This window comes from Leisingera sp. M658 (assembly GCF_025144145.1).
Classification (GTDB): Bacteria; Pseudomonadota; Alphaproteobacteria; order Rhodobacterales; family Rhodobacteraceae; genus Leisingera.
The window spans coordinates 2,841,415-2,855,950 of record NZ_CP083546.1 but is presented as its reverse complement, the minus strand read 5'-3'; the positions used below and the strand labels follow the sequence as shown (position 1 = coordinate 2,855,950).

The following is a 14,536-nucleotide window of genomic DNA, read 5'->3' as shown; positions in this document are numbered from 1 at the left end:
CTTCTGGCTCAGTCGGTACTTTCACCGCCATCATTGTGGCTGCCGGAACCGGTGGCGCTGCCTTCGAAGACGACAAGCGGGGCAAAACGCGGGCGGGTGAAGATGAAATTGTCCAGGTTTAGCGTCGGCAGGCCGACATTGAAGGCAGGCTCCATCTCGTTGAAGGTCTCCACCAGAATGACCCGTTCCTGATCCGGCATGTCCGGAAGTTTGCCGGCGACAGTGTTGATGGTGGTGTCAGTCCATGTGATATCGGACGTGCCGCGGACTTCGGACCAATCTACATAGTATTTGGCGTCATCTTCGTCCCAGCGCACCACTGATACCCGAAGGCCAAGCTGCGAATCCTGCCGGATCAGGAGTTGCGCCATTTCGTACATGCTGTCGATATAGTCGTCGTTGATCGCCGTTGTTTCGCGCGAGATCAGGTCTGAGATGGTGTAAGCAGCTTTGAGATTGACACTGTCGCGGCGGAAGGCGTCAAAGAACGTGTAGATGGAGGCAAACAGGGCCAATAACAGGGGGGCATAGAGTGCGAATTCGACTGATACGCTACCCTCGGTTCTGCACCGGAAGATGTGCAGATAGCGGGGCAGGGCTTGGCCGGAAAATTTCGGTATCAGGGCAGTCAGCATGGCTCACCTCGGTTCCTGAACAAATGCGGATGCGGCGGTCAGGCTGATCCGGCCGTCATCATCCTTGGATAGGCTTTGTCCCAATCCCCAGGTTGGCAGGATGGGCTTAAACTTCATGCAGGCACGGATCAGCATCAGCTCATTGGATTGCCCGTGTTCGAAGGTTACGTCTGGGTTCACTTCTTCGATCCGGTTGATGCAATCCGGATCTGGATCAATCCCTGTCCAATTGAACGGGTCGGCTCGCACCATTTCAAGCTTCAGAGATGACGCGCAGTCGTCTATGAACCCGGAAAGTTCGCAGATTTCGTCGCGGATTTGCGCGTGATCCTTGTTGGCGCCGGTGTTCAAGCGAATATCGCGTACAGTTAGGTCCAGGGCGCGTTCCAGCTGCGAGTGGCGCAGATTGATCAGCCCCAGCTCCACGGTCGACATCAGTGCCAGTAGGAAGGCGGGGATGACGATGGCGAACTCAACAGAAGCGTTGCCATCGTCATGTGCCCTGAAACGGCGCAGTTTTTGTGTGATGCAGCGGATCATTGGGTCAGCCTCAGTTGGCGGATTGAGGTTGCGATGGAGGAAAAGGCATCGGCGATCTCCAGACCTTGCACGTCGAAATAGTGGGAGTCGGAGCTGGCGCAGTCCTGCAGCACCGCCACCCCGTTGCTGGGCGCCTCGAAGCCGATGGTGTAGACGATTATGCCCTGATCCTTAGCCGCCTCGCAGATGCTGCGGGTGCGGGCGTTCTTGGTAGAGTTCCCGTAGGAGTCGTAAACGCCGTAATACCACTCGCTGCGGGCGGAAGACGTGCCCATCCAGTCGGCGTAGATGTACTTGTACAGATATTTGAGCGGCGTCTGCGCGAACAAATCGGTATAAGAGAGCCGGACCGGCGTGCCGCTTTCGGTTGTATAACCATAACAGTAGCCATTATAAGAGTTGGTGCAGACTGTGTCGTTCCCGGCACCGAAAGGATGGTCCTGCCAGCCGCCGCCATTATGCCAGAAATAGCTGCCGGTCGATGGCCTGAGTGTTGAGTAAACACCACTGCCGGGACTCGTTTCCGTATACCAGACGTAGGAGTCGCCCTCGCGATGGTCGCTTTCGACATAGTACTGCGAGGTGTTCTGGCCGTCGGTCATCAGCACGATCACTTTGACGGTATCCGAGTCTGTGTATTCCGAGGGGCGGGTTGAGAAGTCACTTGGAACAGACGCATCCGGACCAGCGGTCAGGGCGTTTATCGCGGGCCGGGCTGAAGGGTCCAGCAGGGTCGTGCCCCATTTCATCCCAATGTCGATGGAGGTGTTGCCGCCACCCCAAAGACCATCGATGAAGGCTTTAAGAGCTGTGGCATCCTTCTGAAAGGGAAGGATCGCCCGGGAGCTATCCGAAGCGGCAACGCAGACGGGGGATTGAACCAAATCCCCGTTATCGCGCCGGTCATTGCTGGACCAGGGCGAGAAATGCATCGTTTGCTCCAGCGGTGCGGTGGTGGACAGGCTGGTTGTGTTGAAATCCGAGCCATCAAAGTTCACGCAATACGAATCGTCGTGCAACTCGTCCAAAGCGTATTTGCCGATCAGGTCTTCCGGGACTGACACTTGCGTGGCGTAGGGCACGATTGAGATCGACATTTTTCCATCGGTGGTGTTGGCCACCATGGTGTCGATAAAATCCTTTGCTGCCGCTTGCAGGTTGGTCAGACGGCTATTGCGGGTCATTGACCCGGACACGTCCAGCACCAGCGAGATTTCCAGACCGTCGATGCTCTCTTCAGCTCGGGAGGTGGCATAGAGCGGCATTTCGTCGACACCTGCGAAACCCAGCATGTGGGTGGGAAAGGTTGTGTCGATCGTGGCCTGCACTTTCTTGAAACCCAAGCCGGCTTCCCACCAGGGCGCTTGATAGTACTCCTGAAGACCGGATTTCGACAGATAGTCCAGCACGACTGCATCAGGTAACTTCTCTTGATCCAGGTCCGCCGCTGCCAGTGCCGCCCGGTCAAGCGTGTATTGCAGCATGGTGCGGTCGCGTTCCATCCGCATCAGGTCCACGCCAATTCCGCCCACCGCAACCATAGCCAGGAAAGTACCGATCATCGGTTTGGCCAGAACACCATCTTCTTCCCGCAGGTAGGTTTGAGCACCGGCCAGACAGCGCTGCATGAGCGGGCTGCTCAGCGCTGTGGGACCCTTGTGACGTCTATGCATTTAAACACCCCCCCGCCGGTTCTTGAACAGATCAGCCCGGCTCTAGACGCGGAATTTACACATAATTAATGGCTGCCGAACGTGGCGGAATTGGGGCGGGTTTGCGCCGAAAAACATGTGATTGTAGTGATTTGGGGTTTCAATTGCCGGGTATCCTGCGGGGCTGTCGCGGTCTGCAGAACAATGGTTCTGGGCAAACAGCGAATCGTGAACTTTTGGCAAAAATGCGAATCTTTTTGGCAGGGAATGGTCAAAAAGGTCGCACTCCTTAATCTTCTCTGCATAGAGTGAAGGCATCATCGGCATCGAGTCGATGTTTGAGCACGGAGAAGATTTTAGATGAGCAGCCGCACAGAGCCGAGCTTCCGCGAGAGCGTGGACCTGATGTTTAACCGGGCCGTGTCCCTGATGGATCTGCCGCCGGGGCTGGAAGAAAAGATCCGGGTCTGCAATGCGACCTATACGGTGCGGTTCGGGGTGCGCCTGCGCGGCGCCATGCACACATTCACCGGCTACCGCTCGGTCCATTCCGAACATATGGAGCCCGTGAAGGGCGGCATTCGTTATGCCACCGGTGTCAACCAGGACGAGGTCGAAGCGCTGGCGGCGCTGATGACCTATAAATGCGCTCTGGTGGAGGCGCCGTTCGGCGGTTCCAAAGGCGGGCTTTGCATTGATCCGCGCGAGTATGAGGAACACGAGCTGGAACTGATCACCCGCCGCTTTGCCTATGAGCTGGCCAAGCGCGACCTGATCCATCCCTCGCAGAACGTGCCTGCACCCGACATGGGCACCGGCGAGCGCGAGATGGCCTGGATTGCAGACCAGTATGCACGCATGAATACCACCGACATCAACGCAAAGGCCTGCGTCACCGGTAAGCCGCTGAATGCCGGCGGCATCTCCGGCCGGGTCGAGGCCACGGGCCGCGGCGTGCAATATGCGCTGCAGGAATTCTTCCGTTACGAGGAAGACAAGGCGGCAGCTGGCCTGAGCGGCAAGCTGGATGGCAAACGGATCATTGTTCAGGGGCTTGGCAACGTGGGGTATCACGCGGCCAAATTTCTGTCCGAGGAAGATGGTTCGCGGATCACCGGCATCATCGAACGGGACGGCGGATTGTCGAACCCCGATGGCCTGGATGTCGAGGCGGTGCGCAATTGGATCGTCAAGCATGGTGGCGTGGTTGGCTACCCGGATGCCCAGTATGTGGAAGACGGCGCGCTGCTGCTGGAGGAAGACTGTGACATCCTGATCCCGGCCGCGCTGGAGGGGGTGATCAACCTGTCCAACGCCGAACGCGTGAAGGCGCCGCTGATCATCGAGGCTGCAAACGGTCCGGTGACTGCCGGTGCGGATGACATTCTGCGCAAGAAGGGCACCGTGATCATTCCCGACATGTATGCCAATGCGGGCGGTGTGACGGTGTCTTACTTCGAGTGGGTGAAGAACCTTTCCCACATCCGTTTCGGACGCATGCAGCGCCGCCAGGAAGAGGCGCGCCACCAGTTGGTGATCGACGAGCTGCAGCGCCTGGACGACGTGATGGGGAGCACCTGGTCGATGTCGCCGAATTTCAAGGACAAGTACCTTAAGGGCGCGGGTGAGCTGGAACTGGTGCGCTCGGGCCTTGATGACACCATGCGGGTGGCCTACCAGTCGATGCGTGAGGTCTGGCACAGCCGGGACGATGTCACCGACCTTCGGACTGCCGCCTATCTGGTGTCGATCGACAAGGTCGCCAAAAGCTATCACGCCAAGGGTCTCTGACCAGGCAGCGGGTAATTGGATTATGGCCGGGGCGGAGGGAAAACTCTGCGCCCCGTTTTTTTTTGCAAGTGAACCGGAATACGTCACGACCTGTCGCAATTACTACTAGACACATGTGATCAGTTCGTGTGTTTTGCAGCAAAGCCGGGCTGAACTGCCGCAAATTGATCCTTGGGGCTAGGAGCAGCAGGCGAAAGCGGGTAGCAATGCCGCCAGGGTCCGGGTCACCTTTTTTCCGGGCATCGGAAGTGATTTGACGGGGAGGGACGACATGCGGTTTTCGGGATGGCGTGTGCTCAAAGAGGGGCTCACCGGAAACAAGGGCTGGACGCCGCACTGGCGCGACCCCGCGCCCAAGTCCGAATATGACGTGGTGATCATCGGCGGCGGCGGCCACGGTCTGGCGACCGCCTACTACCTGGCCAAAGAACACGGCATTACCAATGTTGCAGTGCTGGAAAAGGGTTATCTTGGCAGCGGCAATGTGGGGCGCAACACCACCATCGTGCGGGCGAACTACTATCTGCCGGGTAATTCCGAGTTTTATTCCCACTCGCTGAAACTGTGGGAGGGGATGGAGCAGGACCTGAATTACAACGCGATGATGTCGCAGCGCGGCATCCTCAACCTGTACCACAATGACGGTCAGCGCGATGCAGCGGTGCGGCGGGGCAACGCGATCATCAACCAGGGTGACGATGCTGAGATCCTGAGCCGCGAACAGGTGCGTCAGATGGCGCCGTTCCTGAATTTTGACAGCAACCGCTTCCCGATCATGGGCGGGCTGATGCAGCGCCGGGCGGGTACTGCGCGCCATGACGCGGTGGCCTGGGGCTATGCGCGCGGCGCCGATATGCGCGGGGTGGATCTGATCCAGAACTGCGAAGTGACCGGCATCGACGTGGAGAACGGCAAGGTTGTGGGCGTGCAGACCGCCCGCGGACCGATCCGGGCCAAGAAGGTGGCGCTGGCCGCCGCCGGTCGGTCGGGCCAGGTGGCGGCGATGGCGGGGCTGACCCTGCCGATTGAAAGCCACGTGCTGCAGGCCTTTGTTTCCGAAGGGCTGAAACCCATGGTGGATCATGTGATCACCTTTGCCGAAGGGCATCTGTATATCAGCCAGTCGGACAAGGGCGGGCTGGTGTTTGGCAGCTACCTGGATTTCTACAGCTCATACGCGGCGCGGGGAAACCTGCCGATGGTGGAGCACACGATGGAAAGCTTTGTGGCGATGGTGCCGGCGGTCAGCAAGGCGCGGCTCTTGCGCAGCTGGGGCGGTATTATGGACATGACCCCGGATGGCTCGCCCATTATCGATCATTCGCCGGTTGACGGCCTCTATCTGAATTGCGGCTGGTGCTACGGCGGCTTTAAGGCGACGCCGGCGTCGGGCCATGTCTATGCCCATCTGATCGCCACAGACCGCCCGCATGGGGCAGCAACCAAACTGAAGCTGGACCGTTTTCGCAGCGGCCACGGCCTGATGGATGAGGAGGGGACCGGTGCGCAGCATAACTTGCACTAAGCGTTTTGAATGCGCCGGGTTTGCCTCCGGCGGGAGTTTTTTCAGAAAGATGAAAGGGCGCTGGTCATGAGGATTGCCTGTCCGCTCTGCGGCGAAAGGGACCGCCGCGAATTCTATTATAAAGGGGCCGCGCTGGAGCGCCCGGCTGAGGGCGCCGGTCTGGATGCCTGGCACGCCTATGTGAACCTGCGCGAAAACCCGGCGGGGCCGCTGGATGAGCTGTGGTATCACGAGATGGGCTGCAATTCCTGGCTGAAGGTCACTCGCAATACGTCGACCCATGAGATTCTGGCGGTGCAGCTGACGTCCGAGGCCGGGCTGGGAGGTAAGACATGAGGCTTCCCGGAAAAGGGCTGAACCAGGGTGCGAAGCCGATTACGTTCTCTTTTAATGGCCGTCACATGATGGGGCTGGAAGGGGACACGCTGGCCGCGGCGCTGCTGGCCAATGATGTGCATCTGATGGCGCGATCGTTCAAATACCACCGCCCGCGCGGGGTGCTGACTGCGGGCAGCGAGGAGCCGAATGCGCTGGTGACTACCGGCGCCGGCGGCCAGCAGGATCCGAACGTCCGTGCTACCCAGCAGGAGATCTATGAGGGGCTGGAGGCGCGCAGCCAGAATTGCTGGCCCTCGGTTGAGCGCGACGTGATGGCGGTCAATGACCTGGCGGCGCCGTTCTTTACTGCGGGGTTCTATTACAAGACCTTCATGTGGCCGGCGGCGTTCTGGGAAAAGCTCTATGAGCCGATGATCCGCAATGCGGCGGGGCTTGGTGCGCTGTCGGGCGAGGCGGATCAGGACCGCTACGAGAAAGCCTTTGCCTTTTGCGATGTGCTGGTGATCGGGTCCGGTCCTGCCGGGCTGATGGCGGCGTTGACCGCAGGCCGGGCCGGGGCGGATGTGATCCTGGCTGAGGAAGACAGCCGCATAGGCGGGCGTCTTTTGGCGGAACGCGAAGACGTCAGCGGCAAGCCGGGCCATGAATGGGCCGCGGACGTGCTGGCTGAGCTTGAGGCGATGGACAACGTGCGGCTGATGACCCGCACCGCTGTCACTGGTGCCTATGATCAGGGCACTTATGGCGCGCTGGAGCGGGTCTCGCATCACTTGCCGCGGCGGCATTCGCTGAAGGGCAGCCATCTGCCGCGCGAATGCTTTTGGCGGATCGCGGCCAAACACGCGGTGCTGGCGGCAGGTGCGATCGAGCGTCCGGTCGCGTTCCGTAACAACGACCGGCCTGGCATCATGATGGCGGGCGCTGTGCGCGCCTATCTGAACCGTTGGGGCGTGGCGCCGGGGGAGCGGGTCACCGTCTTTGCCAACAACGATCAGGCGCACCGGACAGCGCGCGATTTGGCAGAGGCTGGCGTGCACATTGCAGCGGTGATCGACAGCCGCCACGAAGCGCCGGACAGCGGCCCTTATCAGGTGATCAAGGGCGCGCAGGTTTGCGGTTCCGCCGGACGGCATCGGGTGGACAGCATCACTGTGCGCTCGGTCAAGGGTGAGGAGAAGATCCAGACCGATTGCCTGGCGATGTCCGGCGGCTGGAACCCCTCGGTGCATCTGACCTGCCATCTGAACAGCCGCCCGGTGTGGAAGCGCGATGTGCTGGGCTTTGTGCCTGCCGAGGGGGCCGTGCCGGGCATGGTCACTGCGGGGGCTTGCAACGGCACATTTTCCACCGCAGGCGCGCTGCGCGAAGGGGCTGAAGCCGCGGGCAAGGTGCTGGAAGCGCTGGGCCTGAACCCCGCTGCCGCCGATCTGCCGGATGCGGAGGATGATCCCTACCGTATTGCGGCACTCTGGGCTGTACCCGGCAAGGGCCGCGCCTGGCTCGACTTTCAGAATGACGTAACGGTCAAGGATGTGAAGCAGGCAGCGGTCGAGAACTTCCGCTCTGTCGAGCATATGAAGCGCTACACCACCCAAGGCATGGCGACGGATCAGGGCAAGAACTCAAACGTTGCTGCGCTGGCGGTGCTGGCGGATGCCACGGGGCGGACGATCCCCGAGACCGGCACCACAACCTTCCGCCCGCCATTTGTGCCGGTGGCGATTGGCGCCATCGGGGCGGGGGCCACGGATGAAGGTTTCAAGCCGCAGCGCTTCCTGACCTCGCACGCTGAAAGCGACACCCGCGGTGCGCATCAGCTGGAGGTCGGCCTGTGGTACCGGGCCGCCTATTACCCGAAACCGGGGGAGACCAATTGGCGCCAGTCCTGCGACCGTGAAGTGACGTGCGTGCGCAATGCGGTGGGCATCTGCGATGTCTCCACCCTGGGCAAGATCGACATTCAGGGCGCCGATGCGGGCAAGTTCCTGGATCATCTTTATACCAACACCTTCAGCACGCTGAAGGTGGGCAAGGTCCGCTATGGGCTGATGCTGCGCGAAGATGGCTTTGTCATGGACGACGGCACCACCGCGCGGCTGGGCGAGAACCATTATGTCATGACCACCACCACCGCTGCGGCAGGGCAGGTGATGGCGCATATGGAGTTTGTCAGCCAAGTGTTGCACCCCGATTGGGATGTGCGCTTTACCTCGGTGACCGAGCAATGGGCGCAGTTTGCCGTGGCCGGGCCGAAGTCGCAGGAGCTGCTGGATGGCCTCTTGGACGAAGACGTGAACGGCGAAACCTGGCCCTTCATGGGCTGCGGTGAAGCGACCGTGCTGGGCGTCAAGGGGCGGCTGTTCCGGATCTCCTTCTCGGGCGAACACGCCTATGAGGTGGCCGTGCCCGCGCGTTATGGCGAGGCGCTGTTCCGTGAGCTGCTGAAGCGGGCCGAGGCCCTGGGCGGTAGTGCCTATGGGATGGAAGCGCTGAACGTGCTGCGGATCGAGAAGGGCCTGATCACCCATGCCGAGATCAACGGCACAGTGACCGCCTTTGATTTGGGCCTGCAGGGGATGATGTCCAGGAAGAAGGACTTCCTGGGCAAGCCGATGTCCACCCGTGAGGGGCTGATGGCCGAGGACCGGATGCGTATGGTGGGGCTGAAACCTGTTGGTGCAGCCAAGGAGATCACCGCCGGCGCGCATCTGTTCACACCGGGCGACCCGGTCGAGCGGATCTACGATCAGGGCTATGTGACCTCGGCAGGCTATTCGCCAACGCTGGGGCATCCGATCGGCCTGGCCTTTCTGAAAGAAGGCCCCGACCGGATCGGCGAAACCGTGCGTCTGGTCGACCATATGCGCGGCGTTGATACCCTGTGCGAGGTTGTGCCGCCTGTGTTCTTTGACCCCGAAGGAGGGCGTGCCCGTGGCTGAACTGATAGCAAAAAGCCCCTGCGAGGGGCTGGTTCCGGCAAGTATCGGCGGCATGAGCCTGACCGAGGAACACCCGGGTTCGATGTGGACCGTGGCCCCGTTCAAGGGCCAGCAGGAGGCGCTGAGCAAGGCGCTGGAGGCTGCCCATGGCATGGCCTTTCCGGCGCCGAACCGGTCGACGGGCAAGGCCGGCAGCCGCGCTGTCTGGTTCGGGCGGGACATGGCATTGCTGATAGGGCCTGCGCCGGATGCCAAGCTGGCGGGGCACGCCGCGCTGACAGATCAGAGCGACGCCTGGGCCGTGGTGCGGCTAGAGGGTGCTGGCGCTGAGGACGTGCTGGCGCGGCTGGTGCCGGTGGATCTGCGGAACCAGGTGTTCAAGCGCGGCCATACCGTGCGGGCCGAGCTGAAGCACATGATGGCGTCTGTGACCCGCACCGGCCCGCAGGCGTTTCAGATCATGGTGTTCCGCTCGATGGCGAAAACGCTTGTGCATGATTTGAAAACAGCGATGGAAGCTGTCGCGGCGCGGGGGTAACCTTTGGGGATCACCAACTGATTCCCGGAGCGCATCTATGATCCGCATTGCCCTTGCAGCCGCCTTATTGGCGGCTCCGGCCTATGCTTCTGAAACTAAAGAACAAAGCTGCAAGTACCAGGGCCAGGTCATGGCCGCGGTGCAGCAGGCGCGGCTGGACCGGGTGAAACAGGAAGAGGTGGAGCAGGCGGTACTGGACAGCGAACCGGACTGGCCTGAGACCTATTCCAAGGCGATCCCGCAGCTGACGAACCATGTCTATGCGATGAAACGGCGCGATCTGCGCGACGTTGATCTTGGTGCGGCCTTCGAGGAACAGTGCCTGCAGAACTGGGATCAGATCCAGGCGATGCAGAAACAGCTGAAGTCGAACTGATATGTCCCTGCCGCCCGGCTTTCTGGATGAATTGCGCACCCGAATCAGTATCTCTGATGTTGTCGGGCGCAAGGTCATGTGGGATCAGCGCAAGTCGCAGCCGGGCAAGGGTGACTTTTGGAGCCCGTGCCCCTTTCACCACGAGAAAACCGCGTCTTTCCATGTCGAGGACCGCAAGGGGTTCTATTACTGCTTTGGCTGCCATGCCAAAGGCGACGCGCTGAAGTTCATCCAGGAGACCGAGAACGTCGGTTTCATGGAGGCGGTGGAGATCCTGGCGCAAGAGGCTGGCATGGAAATGCCCAAGCGCGACCCGCGCGCGCAGGAAAAACAGGACCGCCGGACGCTGCTGGCCGAAGTGATGGAGCAGGCGGTGCAGTTCTTCCGCTTGCAGCTGAAAACCAGCGCTGCCCATGACGCCCGTGCCTACCTGCAGCGCCGCGGGCTGACGCCGCCGGCGCTGGACCGCTGGGAAATCGGCTTTGCCCCTGATGGCTGGCAAGCCTTGTGGGACGGGCTGCGCGGCAAAAACGTGCCCGAAGACCTGATCATCGGCGCCGGGCTGGCCAAACCCTCGAACAAGGGCGGCAAGCCTTATGACACGTTCCGTAACCGGATTATGTTCCCGATCCGCGATGCGCGCGGCCGCGCCATTGCCTTTGGCGGCCGGGCAATGGACCCGAATGACAACGCCAAATACCTGAACTCGCCCGAGACTGAGCTGTTCGACAAAGGCCGCAGCCTGTACAATCACGGACCTGCGCGGGCGGCCTCGGGGCGGGGTTCCACGCTGGTTGTGGCCGAAGGCTATATGGATGTGATTGCGCTGGCCGAGGGCGGGTTTCAGTCCTGCGTGGCGCCGCTGGGCACTGCGATCACCGAAAACCAGCTGCAGATGCTGTGGCGGATGTCGGACGAGCCGATCATCGCGCTGGACGGCGACACCGCTGGCATCCGCGCCGCCATGCGGCTGATCGATCTGGCGCTGCCGCTGCTGGAGGCCGGAAAGTCCCTGCGCTTTGCCATCATGCCCGAGGGCAAGGACCCCGACGATCTGATCCGCAGCAAGGGCCCTGAGGCGGTGCAGGCGGTGCTGGATCAGGCGATGCCGATGGTTAAGCTGCTGTGGCAGCGCGAGACCGAGGGCAAAGTCTTCGACAGTCCCGAACGCAAGGCGTCGCTGGACAAATCCTTGCGCGAGAAGATCAAGCTGATCCGCGACCCGTCGATCCGCAAGCATTACGGCGAAGACGTTAAGGAGATGCGCTGGCAGCTGTTCCGCAGTAACCGCAGCGGCGGCGAGGGCGGTTTCCAGCAGCGCGGATCCCGCAGCGGCGGCTTTCGCGACGGCAGCCGTCCGCCGTGGAAACCCGGCAAAGGCTTTGGCCCGATCCCGCAGCCGCGCGCAACCACCCGTGCCTCGCTGGTGGCAGGTGCCGAAGACGAATTTTTTGCCGCCATGCGCGAAGCGGTGATCCTGGCCACGGCAATCACCACCCCGGCTGTGATCCCCGAATTTGAAACCAGCCTGGAGCGCCTGCAATGCGCCGACCCGGATCTGGCGGTGCTGCGGGATATGGTGCTGCGCTTTGGCATCGGCGCGCCGGAGCGTCTGCGCGAGGAAATCGACTGGTCTTTGGGGCCTCATGCCCTTGAAAACCTCTTTGGGCTTCGCCATGTCGCAATCACCCCCTGCCTGCGCAAACCCGGCGACACCGAACTGGCCAGCATGACCCTGGCCGAGGAGCTGGCAAAACTTGAGGCGCGGCGCGGGCTGGACGCGGAACTGGCAGAAGCCGAAGAGGATCTGGACGGTCTTGCCGATGAGGCGCTGACCTGGCGGTTGCGGCAGGCAGCCGAGGCCAAAAACAAGGCAGTGCGCAGCGAGAATGAGGACCAGGCGCAGTATGATGTGGGCGAGAACGGCGCGCGGCTCAGCCGGGATGAGCGCGACGCATTCGGCGCCCTTTTGGATCGGATCGGCTTTTCCGGTAAATGACACAGATTGCCTGATTCTGCGTTTTGCTAAGGAAGAGCACAGGAAAATTGGGTAAACGGGGTGACGAATCAGAGAATCGCGCTAATGATTCGCGCGACCCGAATCGCCCCGCAGCCCCTGAGTAGGAGCAATGAATGGCCGCCAAAGACACCGACGACCGCAAACCTGACGATCAGGATGCCGAAATCTCACTCGACATGAGCCAGACTCAGGTCAAGAAGATGATCGCGGAAGCCCGCGAGAAAGGCTACATCACCTACGATCAGCTCAATCAGGTTCTGCCGCCGGATCAGGTCAGTTCGGAACAGATCGAAGACGTGATGTCGATGCTCAGTGAAATGGGCATCAACATCATCGAGGACGAAGAGGCCGAAGAAGAAGAGAACAAGGGCACCACCGACCTTGTGACCACCGAAGGCCCGCGCGAGGTTGCGCTGGCCGGCGCCCAGGCTGAAAAGCTGGACCGCACCGATGATCCGGTGCGCATGTACCTGCGCGAGATGGGCTCGGTTGAGCTGCTGAGCCGCGAAGGCGAGATTGCCATCGCCAAGCGGATCGAAGCCGGCCGCAATACGATGATCCTGGGGCTGTGCGAAAGCCCGCTGACCTTCCAGGCGATCACCATCTGGCACGACGAACTGCTGTCCGAGGACATCCTGCTGCGCGACGTCATCGACCTGGAGGCCACCTTTGGCAACCAGTTGGACGAAGACGGCGAGGAGGAAGCGCCGGTTGTCGATACATCTGCTGTGGCCGCGGCCAAGCCGGTCAAAGACGAAGGCCCCGAGCTGGACGCCGACGGCAACCCGATTGCCAGCGATGACGACGATGACGAGGACGAACAGGCCAACATGTCGCTGGCCGCGATGGAGGCCGCGCTCAAGGACCGTGTTCTGGTCACGCTGGAGCGGATCTCGACCGACTTTGCGCAGCTGTCCGAAATGCAGGACAGCCGGATCTCGGCGACCCTGAACGAGGACGGCTCCTTCAGCACGCAGGACGAGGCGACCTATCAGGCGCTGCGTTCGGAAATCGTCGAACTGGTGAACGGGCTGCATCTGCACAACAACCGGATCGAGGCGCTGATTGACCAGCTTTACGGCATCAACCGCCGGGTGATGCAGATTGACAGCGCGATGGTCAAGCTGGCCGACCAGGCCCGCATCAACCGCCGCGAGTTCATTGATGCTTACCGCGGCCGCGAGCTGGACCCGAACTGGCTGGCCGACATGGGCGGCAAGCCCGGCCGCGGCTGGCAGATGTTCATCGAACGCTCGACCGACAAGGTCGAAGAACTGCGCGCCGACATGGCCCAGGTCGGCCAGTATGTCGGTCTGGATATCTCGGAATTCCGCCGCATTGTGCAGCAGGTTCAAAAGGGCGAAAAAGAAGCCCGCCAGGCCAAGAAGGAAATGGTCGAGGCCAACCTGCGCCTGGTGATCTCGATCGCCAAGAAATACACCAACCGGGGCCTGCAGTTCCTGGATTTGATCCAGGAAGGCAACATTGGCTTGATGAAAGCGGTGGACAAGTTCGAATACCGCCGCGGCTACAAATTCTCGACCTATGCGACCTGGTGGATCCGTCAGGCCATCACCCGCTCGATCGCGGATCAGGCGCGGACCATCCGGATCCCGGTCCACATGATCGAGACCATCAACAAGCTGGTCCGCACCGGCCGCCAGATGCTGCATGAGATCGGCCGCGAGCCGACCCCGGAAGAGCTGGCTGAAAAGCTGCAGATGCCGCTTGAGAAGGTCCGCAAGGTGATGAAGATCGCCAAGGAGCCGATCAGCCTTGAAACCCCGATCGGGGATGAGGAAGATTCGCAGCTGGGTGATTTCATCGAGGACAAGAATGCCGTGCTGCCCTTGGACAGCGCCATTCAGGAAAACCTCAAGGAAACCACCACCCGGGTTCTGGCCTCGCTGACGCCGCGTGAAGAACGGGTTCTGAGGATGCGGTTCGGCATCGGCATGAACACCGACCACACGCTGGAAGAAGTCGGCCAGCAGTTCAGCGTGACCCGCGAACGGATCCGTCAGATCGAGGCAAAGGCGCTCAGGAAACTGAAGCATCCCAGCCGCAGCCGCAAGCTGCGCAGCTTCCTGGATCAGTAATTTAGAGGGCGCCCCGCGGGGCGCCTTTTTCTTGCCTGATTGACCTGTAATCTGCCCAACAGATTAGTTTGGGGAATTCAGA

Annotated in this window: 11 protein-coding genes; 8 read left to right on the top strand and 3 right to left on the bottom strand. The window is 61.2% G+C overall.

Annotated elements, in window-relative coordinates; translation table 11 throughout:
- Positions 1-8: 8 nt before the first annotated feature.
- From K3724_RS14210 to K3724_RS14200, 3 genes are read right to left on the bottom strand one after another with little or no spacing between them, the layout of a single operon-like run.
- On the bottom strand, positions 9-635 hold the full coding sequence (locus tag K3724_RS14210) for a pilus assembly protein (RefSeq protein ID WP_259986236.1): 627 nt from the start codon (positions 633-635) through the stop codon (positions 9-11).
- Between the two features lie 3 nt (positions 636-638).
- Positions 639-1,175 carry a TadE/TadG family type IV pilus assembly protein gene (locus tag K3724_RS14205; RefSeq protein ID WP_129371587.1) on the bottom strand — a complete coding sequence of 179 codons (537 nt, stop codon included), beginning with the start codon at positions 1,173-1,175 and terminating at the stop codon, positions 639-641.
- Positions 1,172-2,803, bottom strand: coding sequence for a pilus assembly protein TadG-related protein (locus tag K3724_RS14200; RefSeq protein ID WP_259986233.1), 1,632 nt, complete (start codon positions 2,801-2,803; stop codon positions 1,172-1,174). Before K3724_RS14200 ends, K3724_RS14205 begins: the two co-directional genes overlap by 4 nt.
- Before the next feature lie 384 nt (positions 2,804-3,187).
- Between K3724_RS14200 and K3724_RS14195 the strand changes: the two genes are divergently transcribed.
- The 8 genes from K3724_RS14195 to rpoD all read left to right on the top strand — a co-directional run bounded on the left by K3724_RS14195 (position 3,188) and on the right by rpoD (position 14,454).
- Positions 3,188-4,618, top strand: coding sequence for a Glu/Leu/Phe/Val dehydrogenase (locus K3724_RS14195; protein WP_259986231.1), 1,431 nt, complete (start codon positions 3,188-3,190; stop codon positions 4,616-4,618).
- Positions 4,619-4,889: 271 nt separating this feature from the next.
- Positions 4,890-6,143 (top strand): sarcosine oxidase subunit beta family protein, encoded by a 1,254-nt coding sequence (locus K3724_RS14190; RefSeq protein WP_259986230.1) that lies wholly within the window; start codon positions 4,890-4,892, stop codon positions 6,141-6,143.
- Positions 6,144-6,209: 66 nt separating this feature from the next.
- Positions 6,210-6,479, top strand: coding sequence for a sarcosine oxidase subunit delta (locus K3724_RS14185; RefSeq protein WP_259986229.1), 270 nt, complete (start codon positions 6,210-6,212; stop codon positions 6,477-6,479).
- Positions 6,476-9,421 (top strand): sarcosine oxidase subunit alpha family protein, encoded by a 2,946-nt coding sequence (locus tag K3724_RS14180; RefSeq protein ID WP_259986227.1) that lies wholly within the window; start codon positions 6,476-6,478, stop codon positions 9,419-9,421. The genes K3724_RS14185 and K3724_RS14180 overlap by 4 nt, the downstream gene beginning before the upstream one ends.
- Complete coding sequence (locus K3724_RS14175; RefSeq protein WP_259986226.1) at positions 9,414-9,959, top strand: sarcosine oxidase subunit gamma; 546 nt, start codon at positions 9,414-9,416, stop codon at positions 9,957-9,959. The genes K3724_RS14180 and K3724_RS14175 overlap by 8 nt, the downstream gene beginning before the upstream one ends.
- Positions 9,960-9,996: 37 nt before the next feature.
- Entirely contained in the window at positions 9,997-10,335 is a 339-nt protein-coding gene (locus tag K3724_RS14170; RefSeq protein WP_129371580.1) for a hypothetical protein, read from the top strand.
- Between the two features lies 1 nt (position 10,336).
- On the top strand, positions 10,337-12,334 hold the full coding sequence (gene dnaG / locus K3724_RS14165; protein WP_259986214.1) for a DNA primase: 1,998 nt from the start codon (positions 10,337-10,339) through the stop codon (positions 12,332-12,334).
- 134 nt (positions 12,335-12,468) lie between these two features.
- Entirely contained in the window at positions 12,469-14,454 is a 1,986-nt protein-coding gene (gene rpoD / locus K3724_RS14160) for an RNA polymerase sigma factor RpoD (protein WP_129371578.1), read from the top strand.
- The last annotated feature ends 82 nt before the right edge of the window (positions 14,455-14,536 follow it).